Genomic DNA, 20,413 nt, shown 5'->3' on the forward strand with positions numbered 1-20,413 from the left:
AGCTGCCTGATATCGTACTCTGTCAGTGATAGGTTCTTCAACTTTTTCATTGTTTGATAATTCCAAAATCTACAGTAATCACACGCCCCGATTTCTCATCAGTAATTACGGTGAGGTTATTTATATTATCATGATAAGCTATCGTGCCAGGATTTTTCCCCTGCACCGCATTCTCTGGATTGATCGCGTTTTCAACCACAGTAGGGGTAATCCCCTGTTTTTGCATGCGATCTAAGGAATGACCGGAATATTCAAGCCCGTCTATTACGGCAGATTTATTTGTTCCAGCAGGAACATCTAGCGGATTACCTTTAGAACCTGTTGGCGTTGCAGGCGATACTTGTTGATTAATTTCAGTTGCATTATTAACATCCGGTTGCAGAAGCTGTAGAGCTGGTTCCTCGCTAAGCGTTAACCCGTCATCAGCCACTTCCCCCAAACCAATACCTGCGATACCACCGATAGCGTACATAGCGCCGAGCTGATACCCAACCGCCGACTCTGCGCTTTCCTCACTCATCCCGGCGCCCATATACGCCACGACCATACTGTTAAAGAGTTCCTGGGTTTGTTTCGCCTCCTCGCTCGTGCCCGTCAGCAACGCCTGGATTTGTTGATAACCCGCCTGTGTTTCCTTTTGGTCTTGGTAACCCAGATTCTGATAAGTATCCTGAACATTTAGTGCGTCCTGGCGGGCAGCAGCGCAAGCTGAAGCACTGCCATTCATACATGCATCCACCAACGCTTTGCTGGTTTCAGCGTCCTTGAGGTTCAGGGCATCGAGCTCAGTTTGTTCCTGCGGAGTCAAGTTCTGTTTGTAGTCGAGTTCCGTCTGGCGACTTTTATCAGTCGCACTCAGATAATTATTATCGACCGCATTCTTGCCCGCATCCGCCCCGGTCACCGCACCCGCCGCGCTATTGCCGGCCACCGTGCCCGCCAGTCCCGCCGCCAGGGTGCTTAATGTCGAGATAGTCTGCTTTTGTTCTTCCGTCAGGTCTCTGGTCGCGACGCCGGGGTAAAGCTCGGCCGTTATTGCTTCGGCGGCCAGTTCGCCACCGGCGCCTCCCGCCGCTCCCCCCGCCGCGGAATTCCCTTGCAAATACGCCACCAGCCCGCCCACCAGGGCGTGGCCGAGGGCATTTTCGGGGACATTTACCTGCTTTGTATCCGGATCGGTGGTGGCTATTTTGACCACCTGGGACAGATAGGGCGCCAGTGCTCCCGCCGCCGCCTGGGTGAGGTCGCCGCCCGCCAGACCCGTCAGCGCCCCGCTGATGGCATCCCCCAGGATGGCGTAGGTGCCGCCGATGCCGTATTCCGACTGGGCCGTTTTGTAGACCGCGGTTTGCTCTATCTCCTGTTGCTGCGCCTCCGGCGACAGGCTGTTGAAGTTCGGGTCGCTTTGCTGCAAGCCGGCCCGGGCGGCGTCCGCGGCGCTGCTCAACTGATATTGCATCACATCCTGCACCACACCCATGCTGACCTGGCCCACTTCCTGGGTGAACGCCAGGTTTTGCTCTACCTGCTCCTTATCGAAGATTTCATCGATATGGCCGTTGGCGTCCGCCGTATCGTGGCTGAGGGTGGCGACATCCTGCTGCTGGGCGCCCGGGTCGCGGATAGTCAGCGTGCCGTCGGCGATGGCCGACGAACTGGTGCCGCTGGCGCTGCCGCTCTGGCTGTCGCTCAGCGCAGGCAGGGCGAACGGCGATGCGCCGCCGCCCGCGCCGGCGGAAAAGCCGTAGCCGGTGGCGCTGTAGTCGGCGGCATTTTGGATAGCGTCCCAGCCCAGGGTGCCGGTGGACAGCTGGTTGTCCGCCGCCGCGGCGGTGGAGGCAATCACCGCGCCGTTAAGCTGCGTGTGGTCCCCCACATGGATGTCATAACCCTGGTCGCCGGCGAACAGGCCGCTTTGCGCGCCGACGCTGGCGTATTGGCTGTTGATGTTTGAGCCACTGATACTGAGCGACCCGGAAACCGGCATGGTGCCGAAGGAAATGCTCAATCCGCCGGACACCGATTTTTGCGACTCCTGATAGTCATCGGTGTCTTGTAGGCTGGTGATGGTCAGGTCGCCGCCCACGTTGGCGATAATACTGTTGCCCAGCGCCTGCGCGCCTTCCAGCACCGTATCGCCCCCGCTGCTCAGGCTGAGCTGGTTTTGGGCGTTGACGCGGGTATTGAGGTAATCGGTGGTGCTGCCGTCGGCGTTATCGCTGGCCATATAGCCGTTGGCGAAGACCCCGATACCGGTGGAGGCTCCAAGGGAAACGCTGACCCCGACATTCCAGCCGCTGCTGTCGCTGGAACTGTGCTGGTCGCTGGTGCTGGCGGCGGCGTCCAGTATCAGGTCGTGATTGGCCGCCAGCGTGACATTGTCGCCGGTAATGCCGCTGCCGGTAATCAGCAAGTCACCGCTTTGATTATTGCCGCCGGTGGCCACCAGCGTGACATCGCCGCCGGCGCTGAGGGTGCTGCCCGCCGCTTGCTGTTCCGCCAGGGTGCTCAGCGAGCTGCTCTGGCTGGCGCCGACGCTGATTTGCAGTTTGACGCTGGCGTCATAATCGCCCTTGGCGATTTGTGATGCCTGGGTGGCGACGCCGCCGTTCTGGGACGCCGCCCAGCCATCATGCAGCGCTTCCACCCCATACAGCGCGTCCATGCGGGCGTCGCTGGTCTGGCCGGCCTTATCCGCCAGATTGTCCATGGTGGTCAGCGCGTCGGTTATCGGACTGGAAATGGCGATGGTCAGTCCGCTTTGCTGCTGCTCGTAGCTTTCCCGGCGATTGAGCAAGTCGTCGCCCTGATCGATGGTGATCGCCCCGGCCACCACATTGAGGTTGTCGCCGGCTATCACCTGCGCCTCGCTGAGATGGGCAGTGCCGCCGGCAATGATATTGACGTTGCCGTCGGTGGCGCCGATGGTGCTGACGCTCTGGCTTTGCGTGGTGCCGTTCTGGTCGATTTCATCACGCATGGAAGTGGAACCGAAGGTCACGCCGAACCCGCCGCCGCTGAACATGCCGCTGGTTTCGGTTTCCTTCAGCTGATAGCTGGATTGTTCTTCGGTGGCGGCGGCGATAGTGATGTCATTGCCCGCCTGCAGGGTGACATGGTCGTCGCCGATCACCGACGATCCGGTAATGCCGATATCGTTGCCCGCCGACAGATTAACGCTGTCGCCGCTCAGCAGGCTGCCCAGTTGATGGGTGTCGTAATCCTCATCCACCGTATGGGTGCTGGTTGAGGAGAACAGGCCGCTGCTGGTGTGGGTAGCTTCATCATAGTGATAATCGCTTTCCTGCGCGGTATCGAGGGTGATGTCGCCGCCTGCGTCAAGGCCGATGGCGCCCCCCGCCTGCGCCTGGGTGGCGGCCAGGGTGATATCCTGTCCGGCGGTGAGCTGGATGCCGCTGCCGGCGGTGATGGCGGTGCCCTGCTGGCCGATGGTTTCGTCGATGTTCTCGCTGTTATCGCCGTGACTTTCGCTGTAGGTGTCGCTTTGCAAGGCATCCAAGGTGATATCGCCGCCAGCGCTGAGGGCGACGCTTTCGGCGGCGTTCAGGGATGCTCCCTGACTGGTGATATCCTGTCCGGCCGTCAGGCTGAGGTTGCCGACGCTGTCCAGGCTGCTGACTACGCCGCCAAGGGTATGATCCTGGCTTTCCTGGCCGGATCGGTCCGATTGGCTGTTGTTTTGCGTGCCGGTCGCGGTGGCCTCTAGGTTAAGGTCGTTGCCCGCCGCCAGCTGCATGTCGGCGCCGGACGTCAATCCGCTGCCGTTCAGGGTGAGATCATTGCCGGCCAGGATGCTCAATGCGCCGCCGGCGGTGATAGTGCCGGACTGTGCGGTGGTTTGCCGGCTGTCGTTGGTTTGCCGGCCGGTCAGGGTGCTGTCGGTAGCGGTTTGGCTCAGAGCGGTTATGGTAATATCGTTGCCCGCCGCCAGGACGGTATCGCCGCCGGATGCCACGCTGGCGCCGACCACGGAAATATCCTTGGCGGCGGACAATACCAGGTCGCCGGTGGCGCTGATGCTCGCCATATCGCCGGTTTCGGTGGCGGTCAGCGCGGCCTGGATAGAACCCCCTACGGCGGGCGACGTCAGGCTGCCCACCGACCAGGTATCGCTTGCGGTCTGGTTGACGATACTGCCGTTCAGGCTGGTAAGGCTTATATTGCCGCCCGAAATGGCGGAACTGAGATTACTGATAGTGTTTAACGCGGTGAGATCCAGACTGCCGTCGGATTTCAGCAGTCCGCCGTTCTGATTGATTATCTGGTCCTGGCTGGTCATATCCAGTAATGACACCGCGGTGACCGCGCCGCTGTTGGTAATGGAACCGGCGCTGGCCAGCCCAACCTGCGAAGCGGTGATCACGCTGCCCTGCAGGTTGGTTTCATCCGCCTGGGCCAGATACAGCTGCGGCGCCAGCACCGTTTGTCCGTCGACGGTGATCGGCACATACCAGACAATACTTTGCGTCAGACCGGCCACCTGATCCGGCGTCAGGCTGACGCCGAACTGCAGGTTCAAGGCTTGTTGTTCCGACGCCGCGTTGTCCAGCAGGGTTTGCATCTGCTGTAAATCGGAACCGACGCCGTTGATATATCGCTGGCCGGCCTGGCTTATTACCGCGTTGTCGACATATTGGGTGTCAAACTCCGCGTCGCCGAGGAACTGGTAGTCGGTATCGGCATTCAGGTTGAGTTTATTCAACAGATAAGCCGAACCGTCAAATTGCTGTTCGTTGGTCAACTGGCTGCTGGTTTCCACCGTGGGGCTGGTGATGGGGGGCTGTCCCAGCAGGCTGTTCAAGTCGTTGAATACCGAGCCATTCACCTGGCCCAGCTGCGTCAATTTGGGATTGGCGGTAATCAGGTAGTGACTGCCGGGCTGGCTGTTGATAACAAACAGGCCGTCATTACCGGCGGGCAACGGGTAATCCGCCAGCGGATTCTCGGTCAAGGGTTTCAGACCGGTGGCAATGGCGGCGCTCAGTTGCGCCGGAGTCAGGGTGGACAGCGGCGCGTCCGGCCCGGGGGCGGACGCCAGGGATTTGGCTCCGCCATCGGCGGCGCTCAGGCCCTGAGCGCTGTTGGCTGCGCTGCCCTGGTTAAGGGCCAGATTGCCGTTCTGCCCGCCGTTCACCGTCTGGGGATCCAGCACGCTGCCCGCCAGGGTAAAACCGTCGTCGGTGGCGGCCAGTTGGCGGCTGCTTTGCTGTGACTGGCCGGCCAGCGCATTAATGGCGGTCAGTGAAGGCGCGGTAAGCTGGTGGGTAATGCCGCCGATATCCGGCGCCACCGTGGTGTTGCTGATATCCTGCGAGAAACTGGCGCTGATATAGCCGCCGGCCTGGATCAGCGCGTTGTAGTTTTGGCCGCCGCCGGTGTAGGTATAGGTCGGCGCGCCGACGGCGGTATACGCGATACTGTCCGAGGTGTAGCGATCCGCGAAGCGATCATCGCTGGTGAAGTAGGCCGGGGCTTCATCCAGGGTCAGCATGGGCGGATCGATCTCATCGCCGGGGGTGGTATCCAGCACCGCGTAGTGGTACTGCTGATACTCGGTGGTGGTGCCTTCCTGATAGGAAAGGTTGTTGAGGCTATTGCCGGACAGGGTGATGTTGCCCCCGGCCAGGATGTTGGAGGCAATGTTGTTCAAACTGCCGGCATAGCCGACGATATTTCCGCCGGCCACCAGCCGTCCGGCATTGCCGCCGGAAGTTACGCTGAAGGTGGTTTCGGCGACGGCGATGTCCTGCACATAAGCACTGGCATAAGGAACATACCAATAGGTGGTGACATAGGAACCGCCGCCGCCGTGGCCGGGGCTGCCGCCGCCGATGGTGTCGCCGTAATCGCTGACGCCGATGTCTCCCGGCTGGAACCAGTCGGCGGGGATCAGGATCGACGCACCGTTGGCCCAGGCGGGCACCGCCAGCGTAGTGTCGGTCTGGGTGACGCTGAATCCTTGCCGCTGGTTAAGCAACAGGCCGGTGTTGAGGGTGATATCGCCATTTTGGGTTTCGATATCGCCGGAACTGTTGACTATCTGGCTATTGGCGTCGCCGGCGGCGTCCCGTTGCATCCACAGGCCGTTGCCCGCCAGGATATCGCCGCTGATGTTTTGAATGCTGTCCGCCAGCAGTTGCATATTGCCGCCGGAATACAACAGCCCGGTGTTGGTTAAGGTGGCGGCGGTCTGCAACAGTAAATTGCCCAGGGTGCCGATAAAACCCTGGTTGGTGATATTGTTGTTACTGGTGAGGGTGACGGCGGCGCCGGATTGCAGGCTGCCGCCCGATGGTTGATTGATTGTCGCGGCGGTCACCGACAGGCCGCCGTTGCCGGTCACCACCTGCCCGCTGTTGGTGAAGGTGCCGCCGGCGGTTAACTGCACGGCGTTGCCCTGTAAGGTGCCCTGCTGGCTGAAATCGCCGTCGGCATTCAGGGTCAGGGTTTGGCCCGCCGCCAGCAGGCTGGTGAAATCCAGCGCGCCGGTAATATGGCCATTTAGGTTGCCCAACGCCAGGAATTGACCGTTTTGTTGCAGGCTGGCGCTGGTGAAGCTCAAATCCTTGGCGCTGTAGATGCGCCCGCCGCTCTGATTGTTGATGGCCCCCGACTGTAATGCCAGAGAGGTTATCCCCAGCAAGGTGCCGTCGTTGTTCAGCATCGTGCTGTCAATGGTGGCGCGACCGCCCTGGAGGGTGCCTTGGTTGGTGAAGGTCGGTACGGTGAGTTGCAGCAGATCCCCCGCCAACAGGGTGCCGTTATTGCTGAACTGGCTGCCGCTATAGGTAAGCTGTTGCGACTGGAGCCAGCCATCGTTGTTCAACTGGTCCGCCAGCAGGCTGGTTTGCCCGCCGGATAATATCTGGCCCCCCGCCAGGTTGTTTAATTGCCCGGTCAGGGTCAAGCCCAGCGTCTGGTTGCCCTGCATTGTGCCGCTGTTGTCGAGAGCCGTACCATTAACGCTGACATCCCCGCCTTGCACAATGCCCTGGTTGGTGATGTGCGCCGCCCGCAGTTGCAGCTGGTCCGCCCCCAGCAGGCTGGCGCCGGCGGAATTGGCGAGATCCCCCGTCAGTTGTAAATCCAGCAGTCCGGTGCCTTGCAGGGTGCCGCTGTTGGTCAGGCTGCCGGCGGATAAGTGCAGTTGTTGGGCTTGCAAGGTGCCGGCGTTGCTGAAGGTGGCGGCGCTGAGCACGGCCTGTTCGCCGGTGGCCAGCATGCTGCCCAGGGCGCCGGAATAGCCATTAAGCAGGGTGAGCACCACCTGCCCGGTGCCTTGCAGTGTTCCCTGGTTGGCGGCGCTGTTGGCGTTGAGCAACAATGATGCGGCTTGCCAGAGACCGCTGTTGGTAAAATCGGCGGCCTGGATTTGACTGGCGCCGTTACTCAGCAGCTGTCCTTGCGACTGATTTTGCGCCGAGTTGGTCAGGGAGAGCCATAAGCCGCCAATCCCCGCCAGTATGCCGCTATTATCCAGGCTGGCGGCGGTAATATTCCATTGTTGCGCCTGGGCGAAGCCGCTATGGGTAAATTGACCGGCGGTCAGCGTTCCGGTGCCATTGGTCAGCAGTTTGCCGCTGCTTGATAGGGCGCCGTCCAGGGTAAGCGCGAGCTGGTCCAGCCCGGTCAGACTACCTTCATTGTCCAGCGTGCCGCCGTTCAGGGTCAGGGTTTCGCCCTGTATCTGACCATTATTGGCGATTTGCCCCCCTTGCAGGGTGATATCGCCGTTGGACAATAGCTGTCCCGTCAGCAGATTGTTCAGTTGACCGCTACTGTGGATAGTCAAGCTGGTCAGCCCGACCATGGCGCCGCTGTTATCCAGGCGATCGGCGGTGATGTTCAGCTCGTCCGCCTGCCACAGGCCCGCAGTGGTGATGTCCTGCGCGCTCAGCGCGGCGGTGCCGTTGCTTAACAACCGGCTGTCCGCGCCGTAGGTCTGCGCGCCGTCGGTATTGAAGGTCAATCCCTGAGTGCCTTGCAATTGTCCCTGATTATCCAGGCTTGCCGCCGTGGCAGTCAGTGTACCGCCCTGCATTAAACCCTGATTGCTCACCGAACCGGCGGCGATATTCAACAGAGCGTCGGTCAGCACCTGTCCGGACGCCAGATTGCTCAACGCGCCGGTCAGGGTGACATCCAGATCACCGGGACTGATCAGGGTACCGCTGTTTTGCAGTTGATTCCCTTGTACGACCAGAGTTTGCCCCTGGACACTGCCCTGGTTGTTCAACTGCGCTAACTGCAATGATGCGGCGCCGTCTGAGATGATCCCGCCCTGATTGTTCAATACGCCGATGGCGACGGGAGCGGCGGCCGATGCCCATACGGCGCTGTCTTCCTGTTGACCCAACCGCAGGCTGAGCTGGTTGTCGCCCTGGATATGACCGCTATTGTCAAGCTCGCCGGCGGTAAGCCGTAGCGATTCGGCCTGCAGGGCGCCGGCATTGGTTATCGCCGCCGCCGTCAGCCTGGCCGGACCGGCGCTCAGGATCTGGCCCTCGTTCTGGTTTTGCAGCGTATCAAGCAGCGCCAGCGTCAGGCCGTCTTGTCCAAGCAGGGTGCCGCTGTTATCCAGCGTACCGGCCGCAATCTGTAGTTGGCCGGCCTGCAGCTGTCCGCTGTTGACCACGCTGGCGCCGGTGATATTTCCCGCACCGCCGGCAAGGATATTCCCCTGATTTTGCAGCGACACCATGCTCAGGGTAAGATTGGTCGCCCCCGACAGGGTGCCCGAGTTGATCAAAACGCGGGCGGTCAGGGACAAAGGGCCGTTGGTGGCCAGCACGCCGCTGTTGTTTACCCCTGCGTCAAACCCCAATACCAGTTGGTCGCTCCCGGTTAATTCTCCGCTGTTAAACAGACTCTGTCCGGCGGCGGAAACCTGGCCGGCCCGAAAAGTGCCGTTGTTTTGCCACTGCGACGCCTGGATATCCGCTCCCTGGGCGATATCCATCGTCCCGCCGTTGGTAAGGACCTGGCCGGAGAAAGACAGGCTGTCCGACGTCAACGCGCCGCCGTTGGTCAGCTGATCGACGTTTATAGCCAAACTGCCGCCGGAAACGATGTTGCCGGTGTTGTTCAAGGTATGGCCGCCGAACAGGGTTTGACCCGCGCTGATATCGCCGCTGTTGGCCGCATCGCCGCCGTTGAATGCCAGCGCGCCGGCGACGTTTAGGGTACCGCTGTTGCTGAGGCTGGCGCCGGTGGCCTGTAGGGCCGCGGCGGTGATGGTGCCGCCGTTGGTCAACCGGACGGCGGAGAATTGGCTTAATCCACCACTTAATAGCGCTCCGCTGTTGGACAGCGAGTCCAGACCGTCGAGGGTCAAGCTGTCAACAGCGCGCAATGTGCCGCTATTGGCGAAGGTACCGCCCCCCTGGGATGTGGTTTGGCCGCCACCGCTAACAGCGATTTGTTGACCTTGCAGCAGGCCCAGGTTGGTAAACTGCGGCGCCGTCAGCGCCAATTGGTCTGCCGCCAGCAGATTACCGCTGTTTTGCCCGACACCGTTCAGGGTGATGTCCATATTGGCCAGGGAATTGATGCTGCCGGCGTTGTGCCAATCGCCACCCTGATAATCAAGAGACTGGCTCTGCCAGATGCCGTCGGTATCGGCATTAGCCGCCTGCACCTTCAGTTGTCCCCCTGCCGTCAAACTTGCCGTCGCCTGCTGAATCAGCGATCCTGCGGCGAGGGTGACGCTGTTTTGCGCCTGTAATCGGCCGGCATTGTTCAGCGAGCCGCCGGTAAAGGAGAGATCGGCGGCCTGGATCAGACCGTTATTATTCAGTGCCGTGCCGTTAACGCTCAGGTCGTTCACTGCCAGCAATTGTCCGCCGTTGGTCAGAACGCCGCCCTGGAAATGCAGCCCGGTTCCCGCCAGCATCTGGCCGTTCCACAGGCTGACGCCGCCGAGATTCAGGTTGATATTCTGCTGACTGCTGATGGCGGCGCCGGTACCCCCGGTCAGGCTGGTGCCGGTGATCGTCAGGTCCTGGTTGGATGCCAACTGGCCATCCAATTGCAGTTGTTGGCCGCTGAGAGACAACTGACGCGCCTGTAACAGGCTGGCGACATCCATCATCATGGCGCCTCCGGCCGTGACGCTGGCCATGGCCGCCGCCCCGTGGCTGCCGGTGAGGCTGACCGTCGCCCCGGTGAGTGACAGATTGCCCTGTTCGCCTATATTCCCGGCGCTGTCTGTACCGGCGTCGAGTCTGGAATTATTGATGCCGAGATGACCGGCGGCATTCAACTGCAGGTTGCCGCCGGCGGCCAGGGTAGCATTATCGGTTTCAAGATCGCCTTGGCTGCCAAGGACCATGTTGCCCTGCGCCGCCACGTTGCCCCCCAGTTGCAGACCGCTACCGGAAGCGCTGAGAGAACCTTGAGCCGAGGCATTATTCACCGTCAGCTTGCCGGACGCCGACAGGTTGATATCGCCTGCGGCGGCGCCGTTGTTCGCTACCGCGTTGGTCACCGTCAATGCCCCGGACGCCGACAGCGCAATGCCGCCGGCGGCGGCGCTGAGATTGCCCAGGTTAACGCCCACGCCTTTGTCGCTGGAGACCAGCCGGATGCTATTGGCGTACATGCCCCCCAGGGCGCCGGTATCCACCGCGATGGTCGGCATATTGTCCGGGGTGCCCAGCGGGGTGGCATTGCCCGCGGCATCAATATGATTGGCCCCCACGGCGACGGTCAGACTTTTGGCATACAGGCCGGCATTGATTTGCGCCGCGCGGGCCAGCAATGAGAAAGCATCACTCTGGCTGGCATCCAGCCCTTTACCTTCAATGGTGATGGCGCCCTGGGTGACCTCCAGGGACTGCAGATTGCCATCGGCGCCGATAACCGGGCTGCCGGTGGTCAGTGTGGCGTTCGGCGTATTGATGAAACCACAGCCGTTGCAGGTAATACCGTAGGGATTGGCCACCATGACGCTGGCGGCCTTGCCCGCCACTTCCATATAGCCCTGCAACTGTGAAGGATTGGCTCCCACCACTTCGTTGATGATGGCTTTGGCTTCCTGGCCGGCCTGGAGGTTGGGATTGTTAAGGATCAATCCGCCCAATTGGGTTTGGGTCAGTTTGCCGGTGGCGTTGTTCAGGATCAGACCTTCTCCGCCAACGTTGAACTGCTGGTATTTATTATGGGAAAGACCGGCCTGGTTGGGAGTAGCGATATTCACCACCGGCACGCCGTTGCCGGCCGATAGGGTCTGGGTGGAACCGTTGGCCGGGGTGATAACGGCCGCCAGCACTGGTAATAGCGGTTGCCAGGCCAGCAGGACGACCAGCAGATAACTCAATATAAGACGCCATATGGAAACCATGCCGGTCACTGGATTTTTCATCCCTGACATCCTCATTTTCACAGCACCACGCCAAGGCGGTAATAAACCGACACCCGGTCGGGCGCCAGCGAGCGGGGATACCCCAGCGGCCAGCCCAGGGTGAATTGACTGACAAAATAGCGATTACTGCTGCTCAACCCCACGGCGGCGCCCCACAGGGTGCCGGCTGAATTGATATCCTGGCGATCGTGGCGAAGATAACCGGCGTCCAGCGCCGCCAATGCGCCGATATCCCCCAGTAACGGTAATACCGCCATGGGCCGATCGATTTCGTTACGCCAATAACCGCCGTTATCGCCGGACAGGTACTGCTCTTTAAAACCACGTACCGAGCTTTCGCCGCCGAGAGTCATGCGTTCGGCGCCGTATAACCGATCGGCGGTCCATTGCCCGGACAGGCTGGTGAGATAAGTGAAATTGCTGGCCAGCGGCAGATAATAGCTGGCGGTGGCGCCCCACTTGGTAAAGTCGATGGTGGGCTGCCCGTCGGCCTGGTAATCGCTGCCCGCGCCCAGCCAGGGCATACCTCGGCTGACGAAGGGCGATAAGGTCGCGTATCCGCCCCACAGTTTCTGACTGTGATTAACTCCCGCCGTCAGGCTGGTGAGTTCGTAGCTGCTGCTGTCGAGGCGGGTATCGTTAAGATCGTTGCGGCTGATGCGGTGCGTCAACGCAAGCATCAGCCCGGTTTTCATGTTGCCGTTGCGAAACACCACACGGGACAACGATAGCCGGTGCGCCTGGCTGTCGCCGGCGGAGCGCCAGTCGTAACCTTGCTCGCTGATGGTGTTGAGATAATCGCTATAGCTATAGCTGTAGTCCAACAGCCAGTAGCCGTAAGGCAGGCTAAACCCGGCTTGCACGCTGCGCGCATCGCGATCGCTGACAAACTCGCTGCTGCGGGAAGCGTTCATATACCATTGGTCAGCCAGTCCCAGGGGGTTATTCACCGTGAGCGCCGTGTTCAACTGACCGACGCCGGTGCTTTTCTGGCCGCTGTTATCGAACCCCGCGTTGAGACCTAAAGGCTGTTCGTGAGCGGCGGTCAGGTTAACCACCGAGTATCCCGGTCGGCTGCCCGGCTGGATGTCGATTTGTACCGGATTGCGGCGCAACCGGTTAATCTGCTCCATGCCTTGCTCAATATCCCGCAGGTTGAGAATTTTGCCCTTCAGGCCGGGAAACGCCATATGCAATAAGCGGGCATCATGGTTTTCCAGGCGGATATCTTGCAACCGGCCTTCCATTACCGTCAGCCGCAGCGTGCCGCCGGACAGATCCTGGCCGGTGAGGAACGCCCGGCTGGTGATATAGCCCCGGGCGATATACCAGTCCGAGACCTGTTTCACCAGTAAATTGATTTGGCTTAACCCCACGCATTGATGCAGATAAGGCGCGGTCAGGCGCTGGCGGACGGACTCGGGCATAGTATCCGCCCCCGGCAGGAGAATAGTCTTGAGATGAAAACAGGGACCGCCCGGGGCGGCGGCTTGCGCCGGCGACGTCGATAACGGTGTCGCCCGCTGCAAGGCTTGCCGCTGCTGGCTGTCCTGATTCAATTGTTCCGTTTGCTGTTGTTGAATAACATCCCGATCGGCCGGGCTGATGGCTACCGCCCGTCCGCAGACACAAAGCAGACCAACCCATATCAGGCCGATATTGACCGGCAAACGACTTCTCATGGACCATCCCTGAATGTCGCCAACGCCCAGGCCGGCGGCAAATATGCTTACGCAAAATTGCGTTGTTTTATTTGTTGTTTTATAGGAATTTCTATCGGCAGGGTTGAGGTGAACTTTATGATGATGTGTAAATATTCTCGAACTTTAGCCTAACGTATCAATGGGTAACCGGATGGGCTGTTCAAGCACATGGAAAGGGGGGGAAAACGAAAAAACAGTAGCCGACCGGCTTTCGCACATACCGGCGGGGCCGGCCGACATTTACTCTGACTTCCGGCGAAACGAATCCAGAATCCTGTCGGTGACGGCACTGGTATCCGCCGCGGATTGAGTATCGCCCGGACAAATGCCTAATCCATTGAGATCGTCGACAATACTCTGGATAAACGGCTGCTGAACATGGATCGGATTGGGGATATTGACCTCCTTCACCCCTGCCGAGGTGACCAGGCGTACGGGTGAATCAGCAAAAAATTCGAATGCGATGCGGCCGCGCGTGCCGGTAATTTCGACTTGATCGGCATCATCCTGGCCCACATAACACCAGTTACCCACACCAGTCACACCATTAGCATGGCGCCAGGTCGCAGTGACGGTGTCTTCAACATCGTAAAGACCGCCACGATTGCCGGCCTGACCCCGTACTTCGCCGATGGGGCCGAACCAGAACGCGAGAATATCGAGCACATGCACGCCCATATCCAAAAATTTACCGCCCCCGGCCACATCGGCATGCAAACGCCAGGGCAACGTTTCTGACGATAGGTCTTCGGGTGACGGTTTCTGACGCTGCAGAATGCTCACGGTACACAGGGTGCCGATGGCACCCTGGTCGATCCAGTCTTTCACCTGCAGGAAACGCGGCATGGCGCGACGGTAGAACGCCACATAGAGCCGTACGCCGGCAGATTGGCAAGCGGCGATCATTTCCTTGCACTCGTCGTGGTTCATCGCCATCGGTTTTTCTACATAGACATGTTTGCCGGCAGCAGCAGCCTGCAAGGTCAGCGCCTTGTGTTCGCAAGGCGGCGTAGCGATATACACCGCATCAATCCCGGGATCGGCCAGCAGCGCAGCCACATCCGGATAGACCCTGGGCACACCATGACGCGATGCGTATGACTCGGCCTTGGCTAACGTTCTGTTGGTCACGCCCAACAGGGTGGAATGCGCAGCCTTGTAAAGCCCGGGCCCGCTTTTTACCTCGGTAACATCCCCGCAGCCAATCATGCCCCAGCGAATCGTTTTCATGCATTACCTCTAAAAATTTTGACTTATCCAATCCAAGAAAAGAAGGTGTGCCAACGTGGATTACCACGATTGAGGCGAAACGTGCCGTGAGGCCTAAAAAAAATCCCCCCTCTGCCATTCGAAATCAAGTGCGGCGCGCCGAGGGGCCAAATAGATTTTCAGCGCCGCCAACGAACGTAATTGTTCACGCTCCTGAACCTGCTGTTCAAGCAATTGATGTAATTTCTCATTATGTTTTCTGAATTTGTTATCAATGGCTTTTGTTGTTTTAGCGCCGAATTTTTCCCAGATCATGCCTGACAACGAAGAAGGATTTTCCGTCTCGGCCAGTTCGGCAGTGAGCGTATCAATGCGGCGTTGCATCAGGGCATTGATGGCGGGTATTTCAGCCTGGCCAAAACGAAAATCCGGGTCCGAATACCGATGGTACAATTCCAGTATCGTCCAGACATCGTGATTTTTTTTAGCTTTGGACAGTTGCACCATCAACAGGTGTTTCTCATTTTTTTTCTCTGGGTCTTGTTCACGATCGGGGTGCAGGATGTTAGCAAGTTTTTTGTACATCTTCTTCACTTCCGGCGATCTTAACAAGCCGTCCAAGGTGTGCTGCGCATTGTCTATTGTCCGATCGGTGCCGCCGCCACTCGCTTTCTCATCATCAGCATCATCATCATGGTCGGTATCGTTGGCGTGATCATGGTCAGCATCATTATCCTCATCGTCATCGTCATCGTCATCGTCATCGAAGATGCTTTCAGCATCTGGGAACAAACGCTCAAGCGTAGTGAACATCTTTTCAGGATCGACCATCATTTCAGCCAATTCCGCATCGCTCAATTTCCCGTCTGAACCATACTGTTCCTTGACGTACTGGCGAAACCGATCAATTTCATCCGGAGTCGGCTCGTCGTCCGGCATCTCATTCAGGGCAGAAAACTGCTGACGCAGCGCCTCCAGATCCAATTGTTCATTAAAGGGATGATGAAACAGCTCATCCAATTCTTCATCAATCCATGAAAACAGCGCTTCGCGATTATATTTTCCCAGGGTCTTTTTATCGGCAAATGAGATTAACCGGAGGATTTTGTCATAAAGCGCCTGAACATATTGGTGCTCAACGGGCAACACTTCCTGGCGGAATCGGGCCAATACAACCTCTTGCCGTTGCTGTTTTATTACCATCTCACGCTGCAATCGGTCAATGGTTGCCCAGTGCGCCTGAAATTGCTGTTGCGGATCGCTGAGATGGGGTTTAGTGACGGGCCTGGTTTTTGCCAATTTGCGTTGTGCCACCGAATTATCCTTACGAGAAGATCACCTGTTGCGGGCATTTTATCATTTTTTCCGCTTTTATCGGTAGAGGCGTCCTTCTTGTTTTCCTGCCATACAGGCTCCGTTATCATGGGCGCTAAGCTATAAGTGATAACCCTTGAGAATAATCATCATCACATCATCATGATAAAAGCTGGCAGCGCCGCTGGTTAGAAAACGTCTATGAGTGGGCAGGAAAAGAAAGGACGGTGAAGGGAAGGGAAGAAATACTATTTGATAAATGCATTTTTATGCCGCTGATTAAAACCCGCATCCTTGCGGCTCGATCTCATGGCCGCAGCGGCGCGGAAGGAACGACGGTCTGAACTTTGCCGGTATCCACGTCGTAGACCAGGCCGGTCACCAGGAAGTCGCCTGGCAATTGCGGATTTGCCTTTAGCGCCGCGACATCAATTCGTACGGACGCATAAGGATCGTTGATTGCCAGCTTGTCGAGCTCGTTAGGCGGGACATCAAAGTATTTGGCGAGCAGCCCGGGGGCATGCGTCAGGCATGGTTTGATACCACAGTCCGTATGGTGCAGGACGATGAGATTCCAACCGGTGCCGGGAACCCCGCCGCTGGCTTTGGTCACGGTGCCGAGGATTGACATGATATGCAGGGTAGACGGCTCTATACGCCCACCGACGTTACGGATTACCACCGCTTCGCCGGGCTGCAAACCTAAAATATCCGCGGGGTCTACCCGGCTGTCCACGCAGCCGATGATCATGGTTTTCATGGACGGCACGATGTTCAATGCGGCGTTGAAATCGGTGGCAGCAAAGGTCTTGTTGCGTTTTAGCAAGGTGTCGATGACATTCATAAATAGCCCCTGTCGTCAGAAGTTATAATATTGGCCGAACCAAAGTGTTATACGCACTGCGGGTAGCGTGAATGACGCTGTTACACGAAAACGCTCATCACGGTTGGCTCACCCACCACGTTTTAAACAGGCCGTTTCAGCATCACTGAAGGTCTCCAGCCAGTTTTTCGAGTTCCGCCACTTTCGGATGGGCGCTACGCTCGTGAACATGACGATGAGGAGTACGGTCGATGACCAGGCTCAATAATTCAGGACGGCTGTAATGACCGCGAGAATCCATCTGGCGTTTACGCTTTTCTATCTCCCATAAATCGAGATCGGCAATCACCTCTCCCTCCCCTTCGGTCAGGGCGCCGATAACTTCACCCTGGGGGTCGATGATGGCGGTATAGCATCCCCCCGAGATTGGGCCGATGTCGCAACCCGTGTCCGCCATGATGAGCGCCTGCTGCTCCGGATACAGCCAGGCGGTTGAGTTAACCACAAAGCAGGCGGCTTCCAGGGCGTGCATGCGGATGCTGACCTCCATTTGCCGGGTGAATAAATCACCGGCAAAGGAACCCGGATACATCGCCGCGTGAATTTGCTCGCCGTCTTCAATCAGGGCGTAACGCGCAAGCGAGTTGTAGTGTTCCCAGCAGGCCAACTGGCCGATACGGCCGACGGCGCTATCCACCGCTTTAAGACCCGAACCATCGCCAACGCCCCAGATCATGCGCTCGTGATACGTCGGCGAAATTTTGCGCCTGGCCTGGAGCAGGGTACCGTCGGCATCAAACAGCAGTTGCGTGTTGTACAGCGTGTAGCCATCGCGTTCGTTAACGCCGATGGACACCACCATATGGGCTTCCTTGGCCGCTTTCCCGATGGCATCCGTCGTGGCGGAAGGCACCACCACCGCCTGATCGAGCAGCTTGTAGTGCTCAGCGCCCATTTCGAAAGGGGTCTGGACAAATGAGAAATAGGGATAGTAGGGCACGATGGTTTCAGGGAAAACGGCAAAGTTCACGCCCTTTTCGCCCAGTTCAAGAATCTTGTCCACCACCTTGGCCACGGTGCCTTCACGGCTGTAAAGCACGGGAGATATTTGTACGGCGGCTGCTTTGACGATAGTCATGGTAAAGCTCCTCACTGATGGGTTGGGTCTGTAGTGAGGTTTATATTACAAGTGAAATCTATCGGCCATAGGTCGCAGGTGCCACCTTTTCGGACAACCTGCGTTTTCTACCGCCGGCTATATATCGCTGGCCTATGGCCGGTTATGCGCGCCTGGTAGCCGGCATCGACGGGCATTGATGAATTATGCGCGCAATGTTTTCATAAACACTTGCGGCGGCTGACCATAAGCTCTGATAAAGGCGCGGCGCATGCGCTCAGGGTCGCCAAAACCAATCTCGGTCGCCACGACATCTATAGAGTGATGTCCGGCTTCCATCATCATGCGCGCAGACTCCAGGCGCAGATTTTCAATGGCTTTTGCGGGAGACTTGCCTGTTTCGGCGAGAAACACCCGGCTGAATTGCCTGGGACTTAAATGGGCCACGTCCGCCAGCGTCCCGACCGAGAGATCCGTTTTCAGGTGCTGGCGAGCGTACGTCAAGGCTGCCTGGACACGATCGCTTTTGGGATCTAAATCCTGCATCACGGAAAACTGTGATTGGCCGCCGGCCCGGCGGTGATACAACACCAGCTGTCTGGACACCAGACGCGTTATCCCGGCGCCGAGATCGTTTTCCACCAGGGCCAGCGACAGATCAACGCAAGCGCTCATTCCCGCCGCGGTCCAGATTGGGCCGTCATTAACAAAAATGCGGTCTTCATCCACCTTTATTTTGGGATAGGACTTTTGCAGGTCTGGGGCATGCTGCCAGTGAGTCGTCGCACGGCGGCCATCCAGTAAACCTGCTTCAGCCAGCGCCGCGGAACCGGTACAAATAGAGCCGATACGTCTTGTAGCCGCACTGGATTGACGCAAATACGCAATCAACCCCGGGGAGGCGGGCCGTACGACATTATCGCCCAACACCAGGAGGGTATCAAAGCGCCGGTCATCAAAGGCATGGGTGTCTACCCCAAAGCCTGCCGAAGTCATGACCAATCCGCCATGCTCCGATACCAGCGTTATTTCGTAGATAGGTTGGCGCGTAACTATATTGGCAACTTCAAACGTCGCCGACATGGAAAGCCCTATAACCTGAAAACCCGGATAGAGAATCAGCCCTACGCTATGCATGGTTTCCCCGTCCTGTGATCTTAAAGGGGCCGATATGACATCCAGGCCTTTAGATTTTGTTATACCCTTATCGTCCTGAAAAGCCAACGTATCCGCATATAAAGTGCGGCGAACCTCGGCCTGTGCCCTTTCTTCTTTCTTACGTCAACGGTAAAAAAAGGTTTTGACGTCGGTCGAACCGCAGGTGACCCTCAGGCCACGATTTTCACCGGTATCAGCCTTATCTTTATCTGTGGGTTCCATCATTTCTATCGCTTTTGTGGGTCGAGACTCCCCCTCTTGTTTCCCTGCCATACAGACTCCGTTATCATGGGCGCTAAGCTATCAGTGATAACCCATGAGAATAATCATCATCACTACACCCCTTCAATTTAACGAAATGGATATCATAACTCCATGAGTACACCAGAAAATTCTGACGAACATACCCCCATGATGCATTGGTGTGTTGGTATTGATATTTAACATTTATTTTTATAAATAAAGAAAAGACTATACTTTAACCTACATTTTTATAACTGATTGATTTATAGGTCATTACTTTCCTTTGGACGATTATATACCCTAAATAGTTCGAGTTGCAGGTAGGCGGCCACCGAATGAATCCCCAGGAGCTTACTAAGGTAAGTGACTGGGGTGAGCGAGGACAGCCAACAACCCTGCAACTCGAAGTATGACGGGTATAGCACTATGATTGAAGGCTGACCCGGAATACCGATACCCGTAAAGTGGATTGCCCCGATGAACCGATATGATGTTTCCAACAGCGAAGGAAAGTTTGCCGAAAGCTCTGGCGAACAGGTCTTGGCCAACAAGCTGGGGATTTCGAAACCTGATGAAATCAATGGCGCGGAATTGGTTCTGCTGGAAAAATTTTATCAGACTATTTTTGAACAGCAATTCCCCCTTGGGCGCATAACGCTTGCCATGATAAAAAGCTGGCATCGCCGTTGGTTAGAGAGCGTCTATGAGTGGGCTGGACAGGAAAGAACGGTGAATATCAGCAAAGGCGGCTTTATGTTTGCGCCTTCAGCCCAACTACCGAAATTGTTGAGTGAGTTCGAAAAAAAATACCTCGCCAAATACACACCCTGTTCGGGGATGGATAAAGAGCAAGTCACTGAAGCGATCGCCATTGTCCATGTCGAGCTGATACTCATCCATCCCTTCAGGGAAGGCAACGGGCGCTTATCACGGCTTCTGGCTGACGTTATGGCAGTACAGGGAGGGTTTAACCCTTTGAATTATGGATGCTGGGAGCAAAACAAGAACCAATACATATCAGCTATTCATGTAGGTATGTCCATGAATTATGAGCCGATAAAATATTGGGTTAGTAAAGCACTTGAAAACGCTTAATCCCCTAGACGGAGATGGGCGAATTTTTTGCGCTGGGCTTTCAGGGAAGCCTCGATTTGCTCCGAAGACTGACCGGTTTCAATTGCCGTCGAAGTCACCACCGAACGGACGATCTGTTCGCGCGAGGGCTTGTTATAAGATACCACCACTTTTTTACTACTACTCATCACAACTCCTGCGCTGACGGCTGATTGTAGGAACACATTATAAGCCAAAAATGGTGCTGGTGTGTTGGCATTTTTGTCAGTGGAAAAGGTTAATTGGATTAGATGCACAATATTCAGTCGGTCATCTCGTTGGTATGAATTCGTTATAGCATACCCACACCGAGCAACTGCAACATCTTAAATCCTCGCAGTGTAACGGAT

Annotated in this window: 10 protein-coding genes; 1 reads left to right on the forward strand and 9 read right to left on the reverse strand. The window is 57.3% G+C overall.

The window, feature by feature from the left end; translation table 11 throughout:
* Positions 1 to 46: 46 nt before the first annotated feature.
* From HB631_RS12565 to HB631_RS12600, 8 genes are all read right to left on the reverse strand, one after another.
* Positions 47 to 11,383 carry a hemagglutinin repeat-containing protein gene (locus tag HB631_RS12565; RefSeq protein WP_213991505.1) on the reverse strand — a complete coding sequence of 3,779 codons (11,337 nt, stop codon included), beginning with the start codon at positions 11,381 to 11,383 and terminating at the stop codon, positions 47 to 49.
* Positions 11,384 to 11,400: 17 nt separating this feature from the next.
* Positions 11,401 to 13,065, reverse strand: coding sequence for a ShlB/FhaC/HecB family hemolysin secretion/activation protein (locus HB631_RS12570; protein WP_213991506.1), 1,665 nt, complete (start codon positions 13,063 to 13,065; stop codon positions 11,401 to 11,403).
* A 261-nt stretch (positions 13,066 to 13,326) separates the two neighbouring features.
* On the reverse strand, positions 13,327 to 14,316 hold the full coding sequence (locus tag HB631_RS12575; protein ID WP_213991507.1) for a Gfo/Idh/MocA family oxidoreductase: 990 nt from the start codon (positions 14,314 to 14,316) through the stop codon (positions 13,327 to 13,329).
* Between the two features lie 93 nt (positions 14,317 to 14,409).
* Positions 14,410 to 15,609, reverse strand: a complete 1,200-nt coding sequence (locus HB631_RS12580; protein ID WP_213991508.1) for a hypothetical protein — start codon at positions 15,607 to 15,609, stop codon at positions 14,410 to 14,412.
* A gap of 307 nt (positions 15,610 to 15,916) precedes the next feature.
* Positions 15,917 to 16,453: a carbonic anhydrase gene (locus tag HB631_RS12585; protein WP_213991509.1), complete on the reverse strand. Its 537-nt coding sequence runs from the start codon at positions 16,451 to 16,453 to the stop codon at positions 15,917 to 15,919.
* A gap of 142 nt (positions 16,454 to 16,595) precedes the next feature.
* Positions 16,596 to 17,570: a nitrilase-related carbon-nitrogen hydrolase gene (locus HB631_RS12590; protein ID WP_213991510.1), complete on the reverse strand. Its 975-nt coding sequence runs from the start codon at positions 17,568 to 17,570 to the stop codon at positions 16,596 to 16,598.
* Positions 17,571 to 17,753: 183 nt separating this feature from the next.
* Positions 17,754 to 18,686: a GlxA family transcriptional regulator gene (locus HB631_RS12595; protein WP_213991511.1), complete on the reverse strand. Its 933-nt coding sequence runs from the start codon at positions 18,684 to 18,686 to the stop codon at positions 17,754 to 17,756.
* 144 nt (positions 18,687 to 18,830) lie between these two features.
* The gene (locus tag HB631_RS12600; protein ID WP_213991512.1) at positions 18,831 to 18,980 is read right to left on the reverse strand and encodes an integrase; all 150 of its coding nucleotides are present in this window, start codon (positions 18,978 to 18,980) and stop codon (positions 18,831 to 18,833) included.
* Between the two features lie 447 nt (positions 18,981 to 19,427).
* Between HB631_RS12600 and HB631_RS12605 the strand changes: the two genes are divergently transcribed.
* Positions 19,428 to 20,045, forward strand: a complete 618-nt coding sequence (locus HB631_RS12605; protein WP_213991513.1) for a Fic family protein — start codon at positions 19,428 to 19,430, stop codon at positions 20,043 to 20,045.
* On the opposite strand, the gene HB631_RS12610 is transcribed toward HB631_RS12605, so the two are convergent.
* Positions 20,042 to 20,212, reverse strand: a complete 171-nt coding sequence (locus HB631_RS12610; protein ID WP_213991514.1) for a hypothetical protein — start codon at positions 20,210 to 20,212, stop codon at positions 20,042 to 20,044. The genes HB631_RS12605 and HB631_RS12610 overlap by 4 nt on opposite strands.
* Between the last annotated feature and the right edge of the window lie 201 nt (positions 20,213 to 20,413).

Origin of the sequence: Sodalis sp. dw_96 (assembly GCF_018449575.1) — a bacterium.
In the GTDB taxonomy this organism is placed as follows: Bacteria; Pseudomonadota; Gammaproteobacteria; order Enterobacterales; family Enterobacteriaceae; genus Acerihabitans.

Bases quoted from the DNA above. Each gene is read 5' to 3' on its own strand.
- HB631_RS12565 (WP_213991505.1), bottom strand. From the start codon at position 11,383: ATGAAAAATCCAGTGACCGGCATGGTTTCCATATGGCGTCTTATATTG.
- HB631_RS12570 (WP_213991506.1), bottom strand. From the start codon at position 13,065: ATGAGAAGTCGTTTGCCGGTCAATATCGGCCTGATATGGGTTGGTCTG.
- HB631_RS12575 (WP_213991507.1), bottom strand. From the start codon at position 14,316: ATGAAAACGATTCGCTGGGGCATGATTGGCTGCGGGGATGTTACCGAG.
- HB631_RS12585 (WP_213991509.1), bottom strand. From the start codon at position 16,453: ATGAATGTCATCGACACCTTGCTAAAACGCAACAAGACCTTTGCTGCC.
- HB631_RS12590 (WP_213991510.1), bottom strand. From the start codon at position 17,570: ATGACTATCGTCAAAGCAGCCGCCGTACAAATATCTCCCGTGCTTTAC.
- HB631_RS12595 (WP_213991511.1), bottom strand. From the start codon at position 18,686: ATGCATAGCGTAGGGCTGATTCTCTATCCGGGTTTTCAGGTTATAGGG.
- HB631_RS12600 (WP_213991512.1), bottom strand. From the start codon at position 18,980: ATGGCAGGGAAACAAGAGGGGGAGTCTCGACCCACAAAAGCGATAGAA.
- HB631_RS12605 (WP_213991513.1), top strand. From the start codon at position 19,428: ATGAACCGATATGATGTTTCCAACAGCGAAGGAAAGTTTGCCGAAAGC.
- HB631_RS12610 (WP_213991514.1), bottom strand. From the start codon at position 20,212: ATGAGTAGTAGTAAAAAAGTGGTGGTATCTTATAACAAGCCCTCGCGC.